Genomic DNA, 17,016 nt, shown 5'->3' on the forward strand with positions numbered 1-17,016 from the left:
AAATGGATCATGAAAGGGTGGGATCAGGCAATGGCTTCACCAAGTTGTGTAGTGTGATTGTTGGCAATCGGGGCATTGACGCCACGGGTGGCGGTTGGCAGGGAGGGGCAAAGTAGGGGGTGTTGGCTGATGCGGTTGTCCAAGCGATCTGAAGTGGATCCTTTCATTGTTATGGATGTCATGGAGGCAGCGGCGAAGGCCGAGGCAGTTGGTCGCCAGGTAATCCACATGGAAATAGGTCAACCGGGAACGCCCGCGCCTGTGGGCGCGCGGGATGCCTTGCAACGAGCGATGTCCCAAGGATCGCTGGGCTACACTGTGTCACTGGGCATACCAGAGTTGAGAGCGAAGATTGCTCAGCATTACAGGGATCGCTACAGCGTCGATCTTTCGCCGGATCGCGTCATTGTCACGGCGGGTTCATCGGGGGCATTTCTTTTAGCGTTCACGGCGCTTTTTGATGCTGGCGACAAGGTTGCCTTGGGTGCGCCGGGCTATCCGTCTTATCGTCAAATTTTGCGGGCGCTCAGTCTTGAACCGGTAGATATTCAAACCGTGGTGCAAAATCGCTATCAGCCGGTGCCTGGTGAACTGCCGGAAGACGTTCAGGGCCTGATCGTGGCCTCGCCGGCAAACCCGTCGGGCACAATGTTGGATCGCAACTCTTTGGAAGCATTGATCGAAGCAACGCATGCGCGCGGCACAGCCTTTGTTTCCGATGAGATTTATCACGGAATTGAATATGAACGCGCAGCGGTGTCGGCCCTGGAAATCAGCGACGATGTTTATGTGATCAATTCCTTCTCCAAGTATTTTTCTATGACCGGTTGGCGCATTGGCTGGATGGTGGTCCCCGAGGCTCATGTCCGCACAATCGAGCGCTTGTCGCAGAACATGTTCATTTGCGCCCCCCACGCGTCGCAGGTCGCCGCTTTGGCAGCGATGGAGTGCAAAGATGAGCTAGAGGGCAATGTTGCAATTTATGCAGAAAACCGTCGGTTAATGCTGGACGGCTTGCCCAAAGCTGGGTTCACGCGGATCGCACCGCCGGATGGGGCGTTTTACATCTACGCGGATGTTTCGGATATCACCGACGACAGCAGGGCCTTAGCCGGTGAAATATTGGAGGAAGTCGGTGTGGCAGTGACGCCAGGACTAGACTTTGACAAGGCGCGAGGCGGCGGCACATTGCGGTTTTCTTATGCCCGATCAACCGACGACATTTCTGAAGGTCTGCATCGGCTTGAAACATTCATGCGTAATCGGGGTCATATTTCCTGAGACTCCTTTTGTCAGGCTCTGCCATTTCGTGTAGACTGCTGACAAAACAAGATAAAAGACCGAGGCAATGTGCATTATTCGTCAGTTATTTGGCGCCGTCTTGGCGTTTTTCGTGCTTTCGTCAGCTGTCTTATCTGCTGAGTCCGGGCATGTGTTGGTTCGTTTGGGGCCAGAGGGTGCCGCTTTTTCCGACAATGGTGGTCGTGTCGAGTTCGCGATCGATTTAACCGGATCTGTCCCATGGCGGACTTTTACCCTGAGCGATCCCGCGCGGCTGGTGATCGATTTCTCGGAAGTGGAATGGGACGATGTTCCCCGGAATGCGTCGGCTGGGATTGCCGAGGTCAATGTGGGCCGTTATCGGCCCGGTTGGTCGCGGTTGGTCGCGGTATTGCGGGAGCCCTTTGTGATCGACAGCGCCGAAATGCTGGTCGGCGATGAGGGGCGCGCGCGGTTAAACTTGGTGTTGATGCCGACGACGGCAGAAGATTTTCGCACGGCAGCCGGGGCGCCCGGAGAGGCAGCGCCGCTCGAAGTGCCCATATTACGCAATGAAACTGGTCGGATCCGTGTTGCCTTGGACGCCGGACATGGCGGGATTGATCCCGGCGCTGAGGCTGACGGATTGCGGGAAGCCGATCTGATGTTGTCGTTTGCGCGGCGTCTAAAAGAGACGCTTTTGCGCAATGGGCGGTTCGATGTGATTATGACCCGCGAAGAAGACGTATTTGTTCCGCTGGAGCGACGATTGACTTTGGCGCGGGCATCGGGCGCGGATATATTCCTGTCATTGCACGCAGATGCTTTGGAAGACGATGCGGGAACTACCTCGGGGATGACTGTTTATACCCTGTCGGACGGCGTGACGGATGGCGCCGCGCTTCAATTGGCCGAACGTCATGCGCGCAACGATATACTGTCTGGTGTGGACTTATCGGCTGCTGAAGATGAAATCGCCATCGTATTGATGGATTTGGCACGGCATGAGACCACACCCCGAGCCGAAGCCCTTGCAGTGGCTTTGGTAGATCGTTTTGAACAGTCTGGGCTGCCCTTGAATTCACGTCCGTTGCGGCACGGAGGATTTGCGGTATTGAAATCCGCAGAGCTTCCTTCGGTTCTTATCGAGCTTGGTTTTCTGTCGTCGAGTGAAGACCGGGAACGTTTAAGTTCAGAAGACTGGAGTACGGCTGCAACGGAGACGATTTTATCCGCGCTTGAGGTTTGGGCGGACGAAGATGCGGTCAGGCGGCAGAGGCTGCGCCAGTGAAGCGTGACAACCAAATAGTATGGCCACCACACGTCGGATCTTCGGGCCGGAAGTGCAGCACTTTAAAGCCATTGTCTTTCAGCATTTGCTCGTATTCCTCAGGGGACAGGCTGGAATGATAAACTTCATGGCCTTCCACACTTCCCATGGCGACACCGCTTTGGTGTCCGGAAGTGAACATCAGAGCGGCGTTCGGAGCGGCGTGGGCTGCAAATATCGGGAACATCTTTCTTTGATCGTCGGGCGCCTATCATGCAGGTAAGTCCCGATTGGACGACCAGATCCGCACCCAAGGTCGAGCACACGACGGCCAGAGGCTGCCGCCAGCATCCGGTCAAGCCAAGCGCGCTCGAACAGCGTGCGATTGCGGTTTCGGTCCCAACCGTCGGCGACGGCCTCATAGGTTGGAAGGATGTTTTCGGGCGCCATGGCGCAACACATGGCGACGTTGCCAAGTCTCTGCAAGGGCTCATAAAATTGTTACCAGCAACAGGCTGTTTCCGGCCTATTAGACGCAACGGCCCTTTTGACCACGGTCCGGGCACCCGATATAGCAGGCACGTGCAAATGAGAGCAGTGTTTTGATCCGGTTTATCCTGTCATTTTTTGGTGGCTTATTCAGCCTGATCACCCTTGGCATGATCATGGGTGCGGTGACGCTTGGTGCCATTTTCCTGGTCTTTGGGCGTGATCTTCCGGATCATGAGACGCTGGCGCAATATCAGCCTGCAACCATTAGCCGGATCTATTCAACTGAAGGGCGGATCGTCGACGAATTTGCGGAGGAGCGGCGGCTTTATGCACCTGCCGATGAAATTCCGGAATTGGTGAAGCACGCCTTCATTTCAGCGGAAGACAAGAACTTTTATGTTCATCGCGGTTTTGATCTGAGGGGTATTGCCGCGGCGATCTATGAGGCTGTGGAAAGCCGGGGCGGATCGGTGCGCGGGGCTTCGACCATTCCGCAGCAAGTTGCCAAAAACATGTTCCTGGGCGGTGAGCGCGAAATCGAACGCAAGATCCGCGAGATCATTCTGGCCAATCGGATGGTCAATTCGCTGGATCGCGAGAAGATCCTTGAGATTTATCTGAACGAAATATTCCTTGGTGAAAACTCGTATGGGGTCGCTGCGGCGGCTCAGACTTATTTTAACAAACCGTTGGCAGATCTGTCGGCCGGTGAAGCAGCCTATTTGGCGGCTTTGCCAAAAGCACCGTCGCGACGACACCCTGTACGGCATGAAGAAGATGCTGTTTTCTGGCGCAACAACACGCTGCGTGAGATGCACGAGAATGGGTATATTCCCGACGATGTATTCGCGGATGAGCGGGTTGCGCCACTTTTGACGGTGCAAGCTGGGGACTACACAGCATTTCGGCAAAAACTGCCCCCACGCGATTACTTTACGGATGAGATTCGTCGGCAGTTAAGTCGCGATTTCGGCGATGTCGGTTTCAAGTCGGCAGGTTTGACCGTGCGTGCGACCAACGATCCTGAAATGCAGGAAATTGCAGCGCGGGCATTGCGCGATGCATTAGAGAAATATGATCGTGAACAGGGGGAATGGCGGGGCAATGACGGCGGTCTGGATCCCGAAGCTCTGATTGGTGACATCGAGGGCGAGGCGGCCTGGCGTGTTGCTCTTAGGGGCGCGCAGATATCTTGGGATATCCCGAAGTGGTTTCCGGCGGTTGTACTAGAGGTTGGCGGCAGTTCGGCGCGTGTTGGTGTCGAGGGTTGGGCAGACGGTGTCGATGGGCATTGGATCACGCCCGATGATTTGCGGTGGCTTAAAGGTGCATCGCGGGCTGGAGATATCTTGACTGTTGGTGATGTTATTCATGTGCGCCACGAAGGCGGCACGGATGATGATCCGGTGTTTTCCCTGCGTCAGGTTCCGGGCGTTCAGGGGGCCTTTGTGGCCATGGACGTGAACAACGGTCGCGTCATAGCCATGCAGGGTGGATTTTCTTATCAGCATTCTGTCTTTAATCGAGCCACACAGGCGGCGCGACAGCCGGGGTCTTCTTTCAAGCCATTTGTCTATGCCGCCGCTTTAGACAGTGGATTTTCGCCCGCGACCATTTTAATCGATGCCCCTATTGAGGTGGATGTTGGGGGCGGGCAGGTTTGGCGCCCCAAGAATGCGTCGAACGAATTTTACGGGCCAACCCCCTTAAGAACCGGTATCGAGCGGTCGAGAAACCTGATGACGGTGCGATTAGCCGAAGAGGTCGGAATGCGCACTGTTGCGGCCTATGCTGAGCGGTTCGGTGTTTACGATACGATGCAGGCGTTTTTGGCCAATGCCTTGGGAAGCCAGGAAACGACTTTGTATCAGATGGTTGCCGCTTATGCGATGTTCGCCAATGGTGGCGAGCGCGTGCGCCCGACATTGGTTGATCGCGTTCAGGATCGTTGGGGCACCACGATTTATCGCCATGACGAGCGCAACTGCGAGGATTGTGCGACGCCAGTTTTAGAGGACGGTAAAGCGCCCAGGATCACCTCGGATCGCTCGCGGGTCATGAATGCCATTACGGCATATCAACTGACGTCGATGATGCGGGGAGTGGTCGAGCGAGGGACGGCATCGGGAACGGTGAAATTGCCGGTTCCGACGGCGGGCAAGACCGGCACGACGAATGATGCGCGCGACGTTTGGTTCGTGGGATTTACGTCGAACATCGCGGCAGGGTGTTACATTGGCTATGACTTGCCAAAACCGCTTGGGCGTGGTGCCTCGGGCGGGGGCATGTGCGGGCCGGTGTTCCAGCAGTTCATGGAAGAAGCCATTCAGAAATACGGCGGTGGGCGCTTTGAAATCCCGCCCGGTGGTCGGTTTATCAAGATTGATCGTTTTAGCGGTGCACGTCTGCCAGATGATGCCTTTGGCGAACATGTGGTGGCTGAGTATTTCCGCGAAGGCGAAGAGCCGGTGTTCGGCATCACCTTCGATGGTGGATTTGCCATGGGTGCGAACCTGCCATTGTTCACAGACGAGCAGCTGGGTCGTCTGGCGGCGGAAGGGCGGACACCGGACCAGACCGGTCAGCAGATTGTGACGGACCCGAATGCGGTGCCGGGGCAAGCGACGGCTGGTGAGATATCTTCTGGCGGGCTTTACTGACCGACGAGTTTAGGCTGCGGCGGTGAAGGTGGTCTGCGACCAATCATTGATATTGCAACAATGTCGCGTTGGGTGATCCGACTGCGGCGCGATGATGTTTAAATTTTGTCTAAACTTTGACTGGACGTAAAATGAATGGTGTTAACCAGTATTTATGTTTGAGTTGTGTTCGTTGTGTTGGATTATTCTTTAGTTACAGGCAGTTCTGCCTATGCAAATCCGGATGAGTCCCTTTCGGACTTAGTTATGGGGGCTCGGTATTCGAGCTACCGAAACCTTGATCGTTTCCTGGAACAGACCAATGACGCCAACATCGGGCTGATTGTATGGCCTGGTGGAACATTGGCCGAAACCCGGGATGATCGGTTTGGGTTTGAATATGAGGGGCTGCAAAGCGAGGCCTTTAACAAGCCGAACCTATCAGAAATCATGCAGACGGCTATTGATCAGGAAGCGGCCCTTTCGGTTATCTTGCCGACCGTTCGGTATGTGGGCGACCACGAGACTTTGGTTGCCGAACTGAACGGATTTCTGACTGAGTTGTTATCGGGTGACTACGGTGCATTGCCCGAAAAGATGATCTTCGAAGTAGGTAGCGAGTATTACGCACATTTTTCCGGTGATGGTACCAATAGTGCCGCGGCGGAATATGGCGAGATTGCTGATATCATGATTGCCCAAATCGCCGCTGCACTGGCCGATCCGAATATCAACCTTGTCGGAGCCGACATCGACATTGCGGTGCAGGCCGGCAAAACGCTGATTGATGACGAGGCGATCCGTGCGGAATTAGCGCTGGAGAACCTGCAACACGCAGACATGATCATTCACCACCGCTTTGCCTATCGCGCCGAAGGCGTAGACCGCCGGATTGATGAGTTGGAAACTATTCTGGCGGCTTGGGAAGAGGACGCGGGCGCCGAGGCACCTGATCTGTTCGTCTCTGCCTGGAACACGATCACGTTGCCACGCAATGAAGTGCTGAACATGTTCTTGGACGAAAATCCGGAAATGGATGCCGAAGATGTGGATCTTGAAGGGCGCACGACGACCACGTTTGAAGACTATTGGCAGTCCATCCTGGGGGAGGCAGCCTATGGTCAGGAACACGCCGTCTATATGTTGGAAAGTTTTGCCAGCTATGCGGAAGTGGGAATGGATCTGAGTGCCGTATATGGGTTTGATTTGATCCATTCGGGTCGGTTGTCATTCAAGGGCGCGGACAATCAGCATTATGATTTCGCCGGTGGCGAAATGATGAAAATGATTTACGAAAGTGTCGGTGGAACCCATGTTCTGTCGACCGATCAGGATTACTCGCGCGAAGATCCCGTCACGGTTTATGCTTTTGAGAATGACGACAAGTTGGTGGTGTTTCTAGCCGCGGGCAAGGATGCGCCGGGCGAAGTTGATTTGCAGATGGAAGGACTAGGAGAAACCTATCTTGAGGTCTGGGGCGATCAATTGACAACCGAGCAACTGGAAGACTGGCATGCGGTTTTTGGCATCCCAGACAACGAAGAGGTCGACGAAAGCAACGAGGCCGAAGGTTATAAGCTTGGCGTGCGCGAAGCTGCGGACATTTCGCAGTCTGATGATGGTATCATGGTCACGCTGGACGAAGACTTTGGCGTGGTGCGGCTAGCGTTCGCTAAGACCGAAGCCGGGGCCGAGGAAATCGCTTCGTGGTCAGAAGGCAATGAACTTGACCTGGAAGTTCCGACCGTTATCCCAATTCTTCCGAGCATTGAAATTCTGGCCGACACTGAGGAAGAGCATGACTTTGGGGATGATTTGGCTCTGGTAGCAGAAGCAACCTCGTTTGGTGGCGGTCTTTTATTCCTGTTGCTGCTCCTTCTTTGAGGAATTCGCGCTGTTCGCTTGCTGCGGGCGGGGGGCATTGATATCACCAGCCGGTAACGATCCCCCGGGAGTTAAATCATGAAAGCCGACGCCGAAAACACGGTGGCCGCCATTGAAAAGTCGCTGGCATTGCTGGCGCAGCGGTTGGATTGGGAAACTGCTCCGCACCGGCTGGAAGAATTCAATGCGATGACCGAAGATCCCAATTTATGGGATGACCCGGATCGGGCGCAAAAGCTGATGCGCGACCGACAAGCGTTGGTGGATGCGATGGATCGCTATACCGGCATGAAGCAGGAAATGTCGGACAGTGTTGAGCTGATAGAACTGGGCGAGATGGAAGGCGACGACGAAGTTGTGGCCGAGGCCGAGGCGGCGTTGAAGGCTTTGGAAGAGCGCGCCGCGCAGGCCGAGATCGAGGCTTTGCTGGATGGTGAGGCGGATGGCAACGACACGTTTCTTGAGATCAATTCGGGCGCAGGCGGCACGGAAAGCTGCGACTGGGCCTCGATGCTGGCGCGGATGTATGTCCGCTGGGCTGAACAGCATGGCTACAAAGTTGAGTTGCAGTCTGAAAGTGCCGGGGAAGAGGCCGGGATCAAGTCGGCAGCCTATAAAATCAGTGGGCCGAATGCTTATGGGTGGCTGAAGTCGGAGGCAGGCGTGCATCGTTTGGTGCGGATTAGCCCCTATGACAGCGCTGCGCGGCGGCATACCTCGTTCTCGTCGGTTTGGGTGTATCCGGTGGTGGATGACAACATCGAGATAGATGTGAACCCTTCTGATATTCGGATCGATACCTATCGGTCGTCGGGTGCTGGTGGCCAGCACGTGAATACAACAGACTCGGCTGTGCGGATTACCCATATTTCAACCAATATCGTGGTGACGTCTTCTGAAAAATCCCAGCACCAGAACCGTGATATTGCGATGAAAGCGTTGAAGTCGCGGCTGTATCAGATGGAGCTGGAAAAGCGCACGGCGTCAATTCAGGAAGCCCATGAGAACAAGGGCGATGCGGGTTGGGGCAACCAGATCCGGTCCTATGTTTTGCAGCCCTATCAGATGGTGAAGGATTTGCGCACAAGCTTTGAGACCAGCGATACGCAGGGCGTGTTGGACGGGGATCTGGACGGGTTGATGGCGGCAACGCTTGCGATGGGCGTTTCAGGAATGAAGCGCGACGAAGCGCAAGGCGACGACTAACGCCAAGTTTGCGGCGGTGGCGGTGTGCCCGGTACTGCGTCCGGCACCTGAGGAGTTGGGCCCGGAAGTGGTTCATCAAATTCGACTGGCGATTTTTCCGGTCTGAGACCCCACCATGATATGACAGCCGAAAGAGCCGCCAGGCCGGCGGAAATGCCAAGGATGGCCTTGAAACCGGCATCGGTGGCGGCGCGGTGTGCTTCGTTTCCGCCAATCTCTCCAAAACTGGTTGGGCCGCCATTGGCGCTGTAGATCAGGGTCGCGAGGCCGCCCATTGCGGCCACGGCGAACAGGCCCGAGAACCGGCTGGTGGCGTTGTTGATACCGGATGCGGCCCCGGCGCGTTCGTCACCGACCGCGCCCATTACACTTGTGGAAAGGGGACCTACGACCAAGGCCATGCCAAATCCGAAGAGCGCATTTAAGGGCACCATAATGCCCCAATAGTTTCTGAGGTCGACGGTGAGCGTTTGGGCCAGAAATGCCACGGCAACGGCAATACTGCCCGCAGTGATTAACGGGGCCGGGCCAATTTTGTCGGCGGTGCGTCCGACCCAGGTTGACATCAGCGCTACGAAGATTGGCAACGGAGCGAACGCAGCAGCGGCCTGAAACTCGGACACACCCCAAACTGAGATTACTGTCATAGGCAGGTAGAAGACCACGGCAGACAAAGCAAAGAACAGAAAGAACGTCATCAGGTTGGCAGCCGCAAATGCACGGCTGCGAAACAAAAACAGCGGAACCATGGGGTAAGGCGCGCGCGCTTCCCACCACAGAAATGCGATCGTCGAAAAACCGGATACCACAAAGAATGGCAGTATGTTAGCACCAGATTGGCCCATAAGGCTAAGGGCAAATGCACCACTTTCCATGGCGAGAGTGGCCAAAAACGCGCCAAGCCAGTCTAGGGGGTTTTCGCTGCGGGTTGTGTCGGTGCCGACGCGACTGATCAACAACCAAAGGGCGATGGCACCCAAGGGTAAATTGATGGCGAAGATCAGACGCCAGGCATGTTCCCAATCCATCCCGAGGATGAGGCCGCCCAGTATCGGGCCGAAGGCAGTTGTTGCTGATGACGCAGCTGCCCACACACCGATGGCAGCGCCGCGCTCGCCGGGTGGATAGGCGCGCGAGATCAGGGCAAGCGAGCCGGGGATCATCATGGCTGCGCCGACGCCCTTGATGGCGCGGAGCGCGATGAACGCTTCGGCACTTGGTGCCAGCGCGAGGCCGATTGACGAGACTAGAAAAAGGCTGAGGCCATAAAGCGTGATTTTGGCGGTTCCGAATTTGTCGCCTGCAGCCCCGCTGACAAGGATCAGCGCGGAGACAGGCAACATATAGGCATTGTTGAACCAAAGGGCCTGAACCAGCGAAGCATTTAGGTTTTCGCGTATGGCTGGGGTGGCGATGGACAGGACCGTGCCGTCGATGAACCCCAGAGCGGATACGAGAATGGCAGCGGCCAATATCCATTTGCGCGCTTCGGGTGCGCAGAATGTTTTGTGGGTGGGAATTGCGCCGTCGGTCATGACTTGTCCGGTGTTGAAACGCGTACAGAAAAAAGGCGCCGCCAATTGGCGACGCCTTTTTCAGGTGATCCCGGAGTGATCAGACTTTAGCTTCCGCTGGCTTTGATGAGGCCATTGGAGGAGGCGAGGATTTGTTGCCGCTGAGCGGATCTTCCTGGCGCTGAACCGAACCTTCGAAATGCGCACCGCTTTCAATTGCGATGGTCTTGTGAATGATGTCGCCTTCGACGCGTGCGGTCGATGTCAGGCGGACTTTGAGGCCGCGCACTTTGCCGACAACACGGCCATTTACAACAACGTCGTCTGCGATGCACTCGCCCTTGACGGTGGCACCTTCGCCAACAGTCAGAAGATGGGCGCGGATGTCGCCTTCGACGTTGCCTTCGATCTGAATGTCGCCGGTTGTTTTAATGTTCCCGGTGATGTTCAGGTCCGCAGACAGCACAGACGCCGGTGGCTTGGCCTTGGGCGTAGAAGAAGAAAAATCAGTGCTGGGTTTGGAATCGCTCATATTGGGGGCCTTTGTTTCAGGTTTATCCTCGGACCCTTGTTTTGGGCCCGGCTCGTTAATTTTGCTCTTAGAAAACATCTCTAGCTGCCTTGATGTATTTCAACGGGTTGACGGGTTTACCGCCGACGCGCACTTCATAGTGGAGGTGGGTGCCCGTCGACCGTCCGGTATTCCCCATATCACCGATGCGTTCGCCGCGCGAGACCCTTTGACCGACCTTTACGCGGATTCTGTTCAGGTGTGCGTATCGGGTTTCAAAGCCGAAATCATGCCGTATCTTGATGAGGTTACCATATCCGCCCTGTCTGCCGGCATGGACCACAACACCGTCCGCAGTTGAATGGATGGCCGTGCCGCGAGAACCCGCCCAATCGTGACCTTCGTGCATCCGTCCCCAGCGCGGACCGAATCCCGACGTCGAGCGATATGTTCCCTTCACCGGGAACCCAAATGGCAGTTTTTCGGCAGCAATCCGGTAGAGATTAAGCTCGTCGAGTTGTTTCAGGACTTCGTTGGCCCGATTGGTCATCGGGTCGGTTTCTGCATCTTCATCTGTGGTAAAACTAATAGGCGTTAACGGGCCGCCCTGACCGGAATAACTGCGGCGAACCTGATCGAGGATGCTTTCAGTTGGCAACCCGACAGAAGAGAACATGTTGTCGATGGGTTCGAGCGAGGTTGTGACCGCATCTTCGATCTGGCTGAAAATTCGCTCATTACGCTCGGCTTCCAGGCGTGCATCCATGGCAATACGGTCCAGGGCGTTTTCGGCCTCGTTCACGTAGTTGTCCATCTTGTCACGATCCTGGGCAAGATCGCCTAGCGCAGTAGTGACAAATCCAAGAGTTGATTCAAGGTCCGCCAACCGTGTGGTATCCGGGCGTGCCGCTTCAGTTTCGGCCAGCTGGGCCACAAGGTCTTCGTTTTCTGTGCGGGCTGCATCGCGTTCCTGCATGGCCACGCGCAAAGTTGATTGCACGACATCAAGGCCGATTTCCAATTCGTGCAGCCGGTCTTCAGAGGCTAACAGGCGGGATTGCATCGCGGAAACTTCACCCAAAGCGACTGAGAACCGGTCTTGCGCTTGAGAGGCTTCGCGTGCACGCGCATCGCGTTCTTGTGCAATCGTGTTCAGGCGGTTTTCGTAGACGGCCTGTTCGCGCAATGCCTGTTCGCGCAAGTCACCGGCTCCTAGCGAGTGCATCAACAGAATCGCAGAAGAAATGATTGTCCAGCCGACCAGCAGAGCACTTCCGGTCAAGCCGACAAACTGCGTCATCGGGCTGAGGCGGATAAAGCGTGTTTCTGTATCTGACCGTAAAAATAGTCGCTGTTCGGGGAACGCGCGTTCAAACGACGCGCGCATTTTAATCGCCCATGGCTGCTTCAAGGTATCGTCCCGTATTTTGTCCCGTCGAGGCAGACCTTCCCCAGGTGCTGCTCGCAGATTGTTAACGGTTAGGGAAAAATCTGGCAACCTTGGGCAGGTCAGCTGCGTCAAACCGGCTGTGATGAGCGATAGTTTGGCAGCTTTCTGCCGAAAATCAGTTGGATTCCGTTAATGGCCAGTAAAAATCGGGTGGCAATCCGGCTTCGGCACGCTTTTCTTCGTTAAACGGTGGTTTCAGGGTGCTGTGGAAATACCGGCGCACTAAATCGTGGAAAACGGGCTTGGGATCGAGGTTGTGGCGTCCGCACAAGAAGTGAAACCACTTCGAGCCGTAGGCCACGTGCCCGACTTCTTCGGCGTAGATAGTTTCCAGCGCTGCGACCGATTGCGCATCTTTTGCCTGCTTGAATATCTTGATCATCCCCGGGGTCACATCCAGGCCGCGTGCTTCGAGAACCATTGGAACAACGGCGAGGCGGCCCATGATGTCATCCATTGTATCTTCGGCCGCGCGCCACATGCCCGCGTGCGCCGGAAGGGCGCCGTAGTGGCTGCCATGTGCCTCAAGACAGTCGCACATCAGGTTGAAATGTTTTGATTCTTCGTCCGCGGCGCGCACCCAGTCGTCGTAATAGCCGATGGGCATATTAATGTCATCAAAGCGCGCGATGAGATCCCAATGAAGATCAACGGCGTTTAACTCGATATGGGCAACAGCATGAAGCAAGGCGATACGACCGTCCGGCGAACCGGGTTTGCGCCTTGGAACATCGCGCGGCGACAGGAGTTCGGGCTTTTCCGGACGGGCCGGAAAATCTGGGGGTGTTGCCTCGCCGATATTGGGCGGTTCATCTGCGTCGCGGGCGGCGAACCAATTTCGAGCGAATTCTCGGCTGAGCGCGGTTTTCTCTCGTCCATCGGCTGTCGTGAGTACCTCGACGGCCATTTCGCGCAGAGTGATCATAGGGCTTTTACCGCGTCCAGCACGGCTTCCGCGTGGCCCGGGACTTTGACCTTTCGCCATTCGTTCACAACAGTTCCGTCGCTTGCGATTAGGAAAGTGGTCCGTTCGATGCCCATGAATTTACGGCCATACATTTGTTTCTTGACCCAAACACCGAAACGCTCGCAGGTATCGCCGTCTGCATCCGAGGCCAGCATGACGTCCAGATCGTGTTTGGCGATGAAATTGTCGTGCTTTTTTATGCTGTCTTTCGACACGCCAATGATAACAGTGCCAAGTGCCGCAAAGTCATCTTTGAGATCAGTGAATGAGATTGCTTCCTTTGTGCAGCCGCCCGTGTCATCGCGCGGGTAAAAGTAGAGCACAACTGGACCGGTGCGGAACTCTGACAGAGTAATCTCTGTTCCACCATCGCGTGGAAGCGTGAAATTTGGGGCGGGCTGGCCAACAAGGGACAATGGCAATACTCCATGTTGCGGGGATGTGTCACAAATGCCTGTTGGGTTTTAGTGCGGTTCGAAAGAGAATACAGCCCAATTAGAGATTTTTTGCCGGTTCACATGTCAGACGATGCAGAAAAAGTGACGGAAGACGAGGCCCCGACGAATGATCGGCGGGAGCAGCGCGTGCGGCGTCGCTGGTTGGGCGTGGGTGTCGTCTTTCGACTGACACTTGCGGCGCTTTTGATTTTTGTTGCGGGTTTGGCTTTAACGGGTCGATCTGTGCCGGTGCCGTATTGGGCCGAAGAACGAATTTCGACATCCTTTAATGATCGTTTAACCGGCGAAGCGGTGACGCTGGGTGAAATCGAGATGTTGATTGAAGATGGGGCGCCGGTTGCCCGCTTTCGCGACGTGTCGATTGGAAATCCGGGCGGCGGCGCGGTTGCATTTCTGAACGAGGTTAAGGCGCGTGTTTCGCTTGGTGAACTGCTGCGCGGTCGTTTGTCGCCTGAGCGCATTCAATTGAACGGTGCCCAAGTGACCATCCGCCGTGCCGCCAACGGTGATTTTTCAATTGTGACATCGGCTGCTGCTGAAGCGGAAACTCAGAGTTTGCCTGACCTTTTGGGGACGCTGGATGGTTTTCTGGCCAGTGATGCTTTGCGATCTATTCGAGAAGTTTCGGCAACCGCAGTGATCCTGACCGTCGAAGACGCCCGCAGCGGGCGCATCTGGCAGGCGACCAACGCAAATCTGAACGTCCGACGTGACAATGACGGGTTGACCATGTTCCTGGCCTCGGACGTTTTTAACGGAACAGATGAGGTCGCCGAAGTTCAGATCTCATTTGGATTTGACCATACTTCAAAGGATACATCGGTAGATATCCAGGTGGCCGAGATGCCCGCGGCAGATATTGCCATCCAGTCACCGGTTCTTGCCTGGTTGTCGTTGCTGGATGCGCCATTGTCTGGGGCTGTTCAGGCCGAATTTGATGGTGTCGAGGGGCTGACGTCATTGGCCGGTTCATTGGATATTGAGGCCGGGTCTCTTAATCCTGTTGAGGGCTCTGAACCCTTGATGTTTGAGGTTGCGACAGCGGCATTTACGTATGACCCGGACCGGCAGCGTCTGGATTTCACCGAGTTGAGTGTGGCTTCGGAGCGGCTGACGGCAGATGCGACGGGGCATACATATTTGAGCGAAATCGATGGTGGGTGGCCAGGCGCATATGTCGGTCAGCTGATCGTCAGCGAAGCACAGTTTACGGACACATCCTTTTTCGAAGCGCCGGTGCAGATGGAAGATGTTCGGACCGATCTGCGGCTGCGATTGGACCCGTTTTCTGTGGAGTTGGCCCAGATCGCAGTGTCGGATGGAATTGGCGGAACGATATACGGATCGGGAAATATAGAGGCACGCAAAGAGGGCTGGAGTGTAGCTATCGATCTTGAGGCAGACGTGATCTCGCCCGAGAAAGTGTTCGAGTTCTGGCCGGTAACAGAGTCTCTGCTGACCCGGACGTGGCTTAAGCGGAATGTATTGCAGGGGCGTTTGACCGATGTTTTCGGTGCTTTCCGCCTGCTTCCGGGCAGTAAACCTGATTTTGGACTTAGCTTTGAATTTGAAGATGGTGTTGTCAGGTTCATGGATCACATGCCGCATATCACCGGTGGTGCGGGGCGTGGCAGTCTTGGGAACAAGGCATTTGGTTTTGTGATGACGGAAGGCGTTATTGAAGCGGCTGAGGGTGGTCGGTTAGATGGCGCCGGGTCAGTGCTGACCGTCCGTGATGTTCGATTAAAACCTGCACTTGGTGAGTTTGAAATTCGGGCACACGGACCTTTGCAAGCCGCCTTTTCGGTTCTGAACAATCGACCAATCAATTTATTGGAGCGTGCTGGACGCCCCATCGATTTCGCCCGTGCCAACGCAGATATTTCTGTCGATCTTGCCGTTCCTTTGAAGAGAAAAGTGGCGCGCGCCGAAGTCGCTTATGACGTCAAGGCCCGCCTGGGCAACGTGAGCTCGGATCAGGTTGTTCCAGGACGATCCGTCACTGCAAGAGAGCTGCGATTGACGGCGAATAGTGAAGCCATCAGAATTTCGGGTCCGATGGCTTTGGACGGTGTGCCTATGAACGCGGACTGGCGACAAGACGTGTCAGTTCCAAATGGAGACGCCCAGATTACCGGAACGGTGGCTTTGTCACAGGACACGCTCGTCGCGTTTGGCGTATCGCTACCGGATGGGATGGTTTCCGGGCGCGGTGAAGGCAGATTTGACGTCGCACTTCCCGCCGAGGGAACCCCGCAACTGTCCGTGCAATCAGATTTGGTGGGTCTTGGATTGCGAGTCGATGCTCTGGATTGGTTGAAATCCGCTTCGGAGGTTGGTGGGTTGGAACTGGACGTTTCACTTGGCGAAACTCCCGAACTGGAAAGCATGGCGTTTTCGGCGCCTGGCCTGGCATTTGATGGGCAGGTTCAGATTAATGAAGGTGGCGGTTTGGGAGATGCCGTTTTCGATCGTGTGCGCGTGGGCAATTGGCTGGATGCGAGTGTTCGTCTGACGCCTCGTGGCGAAGGGTTGACGCCAGCGATCTCAATCGAGGGCGGGCAGTTCGATCTGCGAGAATATCCGCGGGGGCAGGGTGCTGGAGCCGGTGGTCGAGATCGTGCACCAATTGATATCAATCTCGAGACCATGATCGTTTCGGATGACATCGTTTTGGCACCATTCGTTGGGCAAATTGATGCTGGTCAGGCCGGACTTTCAGGAGCGTTCGAAGCGCGGTTGAAAGGACAGACTTTGGTTCGTGGCACCCTTGCGACCACAAATGCAGGCACGGGTGTTCGGCTTCAATCTGCTGATGCGGGGGGTGTTTTGCGTGATGCTGGTGTCACTGAAAATGCTCGGGGGGGCACAATGGACATTGTGCTGACCCCTGTTGTCGGGACGCCATCCGGTAACTACGACGGTCAGTTTTTGATCGAAGATATCCGGTTGCAAGAGGCACCGGCGATGGCGGCGTTGTTGGATGCCCTAAGTGTAGTGGGGCTTTTGAACCAATTATCTGGTCCCGGCATACTATTTGACGTTGTCGACGGAAATTTCAGGTTGACCCCGGACACGCTGGTATTGCGCGATGCCGCAGCTGTTGGGGTTTCGATGGGAATATCAGCCGAAGGTATTTATGGCTTGGAGTCCAAACAAATGGACATTGCTGGTGTGATCTCACCGGTTTATTTTGTGAATGCCATCGGACGAGTGATTTCAAGGCGCGGCGAAGGGTTGTTCGGGTTCAACTATCGAATGACAGGACCGGCCAGCGCTCCGGTTGTAAGTGTGAACCCACTGTCGGTTCTGACGCCGGGGTTCTTGCGCGATATTTTTCGGCGACGGTCGCCTGTGGAATGATT

At 55.5% G+C, this 17,016-nt stretch carries 11 protein-coding genes and 1 pseudogene; 6 read left to right on the forward strand and 6 right to left on the reverse strand.

From position 1 onward, the window contains the following. The first annotated feature begins 129 nt into the window (after nucleotides 1–129). Nucleotides 130–1,281 (forward strand): aminotransferase class I/II-fold pyridoxal phosphate-dependent enzyme, encoded by a 1,152-nt coding sequence (locus GKR98_04175; protein QMU57466.1) that lies wholly within the window; start codon nucleotides 130–132, stop codon nucleotides 1,279–1,281. 67 nt (nucleotides 1,282–1,348) lie between these two features. Then, nucleotides 1,349–2,551 carry an AMIN domain-containing protein gene (locus GKR98_04180; protein ID QMU57467.1) on the forward strand — a complete coding sequence of 401 codons (1,203 nt, stop codon included), beginning with the start codon at nucleotides 1,349–1,351 and terminating at the stop codon, nucleotides 2,549–2,551. Here the strand turns inward: GKR98_04180 and GKR98_04185 are convergent. Then, nucleotides 2,526–2,980, reverse strand: a pseudogene (locus GKR98_04185) (SAM-dependent methyltransferase). The gene GKR98_04180 and the pseudogene GKR98_04185 overlap by 26 nt on opposite strands. Before the next feature lie 152 nt (nucleotides 2,981–3,132). On the opposite strand from GKR98_04185, the gene GKR98_04190 reads away from it, so the two are divergent. The 3 genes from GKR98_04190 to GKR98_04200 all read left to right on the forward strand — a co-directional run bounded on the left by GKR98_04190 (nucleotide 3,133) and on the right by GKR98_04200 (nucleotide 8,751). After that, nucleotides 3,133–5,682 carry a PBP1A family penicillin-binding protein gene (locus GKR98_04190; GenBank protein QMU57468.1) on the forward strand — a complete coding sequence of 850 codons (2,550 nt, stop codon included), beginning with the start codon at nucleotides 3,133–3,135 and terminating at the stop codon, nucleotides 5,680–5,682. 246 nt (nucleotides 5,683–5,928) lie between these two features. Continuing rightward, nucleotides 5,929–7,545, forward strand: coding sequence for a hypothetical protein (locus GKR98_04195; GenBank protein ID QMU57469.1), 1,617 nt, complete (start codon nucleotides 5,929–5,931; stop codon nucleotides 7,543–7,545). A 78-nt stretch (nucleotides 7,546–7,623) separates the two neighbouring features. Next, entirely contained in the window at nucleotides 7,624–8,751 is a 1,128-nt protein-coding gene (locus tag GKR98_04200; protein QMU57470.1) for a peptide chain release factor 2, read from the forward strand. Here GKR98_04200 and GKR98_04205 read toward each other — a convergent pair. The 5 genes from GKR98_04205 to GKR98_04225 all read right to left on the reverse strand — a co-directional run bounded on the left by GKR98_04205 (nucleotide 8,748) and on the right by GKR98_04225 (nucleotide 13,609). Continuing rightward, on the reverse strand, nucleotides 8,748–10,286 hold the full coding sequence (locus tag GKR98_04205; protein ID QMU57471.1) for an MFS transporter: 1,539 nt from the start codon (nucleotides 10,284–10,286) through the stop codon (nucleotides 8,748–8,750). The two genes, GKR98_04200 and GKR98_04205, sit on opposite strands and share 4 nt — an antisense overlap. 79 nt (nucleotides 10,287–10,365) lie before the next feature. Further along, complete coding sequence (locus tag GKR98_04210) at nucleotides 10,366–10,875, reverse strand: polymer-forming cytoskeletal protein (GenBank protein QMU57472.1); 510 nt, start codon at nucleotides 10,873–10,875, stop codon at nucleotides 10,366–10,368. After that, nucleotides 10,865–12,163, reverse strand: a complete 1,299-nt coding sequence (locus GKR98_04215; GenBank protein ID QMU57473.1) for a peptidoglycan DD-metalloendopeptidase family protein — start codon at nucleotides 12,161–12,163, stop codon at nucleotides 10,865–10,867. Before GKR98_04215 ends, GKR98_04210 begins: the two co-directional genes overlap by 11 nt. Nucleotides 12,164–12,341: 178 nt before the next feature. Beyond that, complete coding sequence (locus GKR98_04220) at nucleotides 12,342–13,151, reverse strand: DUF455 family protein (protein ID QMU57474.1); 810 nt, start codon at nucleotides 13,149–13,151, stop codon at nucleotides 12,342–12,344. Next, complete coding sequence (locus GKR98_04225; protein ID QMU57475.1) at nucleotides 13,148–13,609, reverse strand: redoxin domain-containing protein; 462 nt, start codon at nucleotides 13,607–13,609, stop codon at nucleotides 13,148–13,150. Before GKR98_04225 ends, GKR98_04220 begins: the two co-directional genes overlap by 4 nt. 12 nt (nucleotides 13,610–13,621) lie before the next feature. Between GKR98_04225 and GKR98_04230 the strand changes: the two genes are divergently transcribed. Then, nucleotides 13,622–17,014: a hypothetical protein gene (locus GKR98_04230; GenBank protein ID QMU57476.1), complete on the forward strand. Its 3,393-nt coding sequence runs from the start codon at nucleotides 13,622–13,624 to the stop codon at nucleotides 17,012–17,014. Nucleotides 17,015–17,016: the final 2 nt, after the last annotated feature.

Source organism: Boseongicola sp. (assembly GCA_014075275.1).
Classification (GTDB): Bacteria; Pseudomonadota; Alphaproteobacteria; order Rhodobacterales; family Rhodobacteraceae.

Bases quoted from the DNA above. Each gene is read 5' to 3' on its own strand.
- GKR98_04175 (QMU57466.1), top strand. From the start codon at position 130: ATGCGGTTGTCCAAGCGATCTGAAGTGGATCCTTTCATTGTTATGGAT.
- GKR98_04180 (QMU57467.1), top strand. From the start codon at position 1,349: ATGTGCATTATTCGTCAGTTATTTGGCGCCGTCTTGGCGTTTTTCGTG.
- GKR98_04195 (QMU57469.1), top strand. From the start codon at position 5,929: ATGGGGGCTCGGTATTCGAGCTACCGAAACCTTGATCGTTTCCTGGAA.
- GKR98_04200 (QMU57470.1), top strand. From the start codon at position 7,624: ATGAAAGCCGACGCCGAAAACACGGTGGCCGCCATTGAAAAGTCGCTG.
- GKR98_04205 (QMU57471.1), bottom strand. From the start codon at position 10,286: ATGACCGACGGCGCAATTCCCACCCACAAAACATTCTGCGCACCCGAA.
- GKR98_04210 (QMU57472.1), bottom strand. From the start codon at position 10,875: ATGTTTTCTAAGAGCAAAATTAACGAGCCGGGCCCAAAACAAGGGTCC.
- GKR98_04215 (QMU57473.1), bottom strand. From the start codon at position 12,163: ATGCGCGCGTCGTTTGAACGCGCGTTCCCCGAACAGCGACTATTTTTA.
- GKR98_04220 (QMU57474.1), bottom strand. From the start codon at position 13,151: ATGATCACTCTGCGCGAAATGGCCGTCGAGGTACTCACGACAGCCGAT.
- GKR98_04230 (QMU57476.1), top strand. From the start codon at position 13,622: ATGTTGCGGGGATGTGTCACAAATGCCTGTTGGGTTTTAGTGCGGTTC.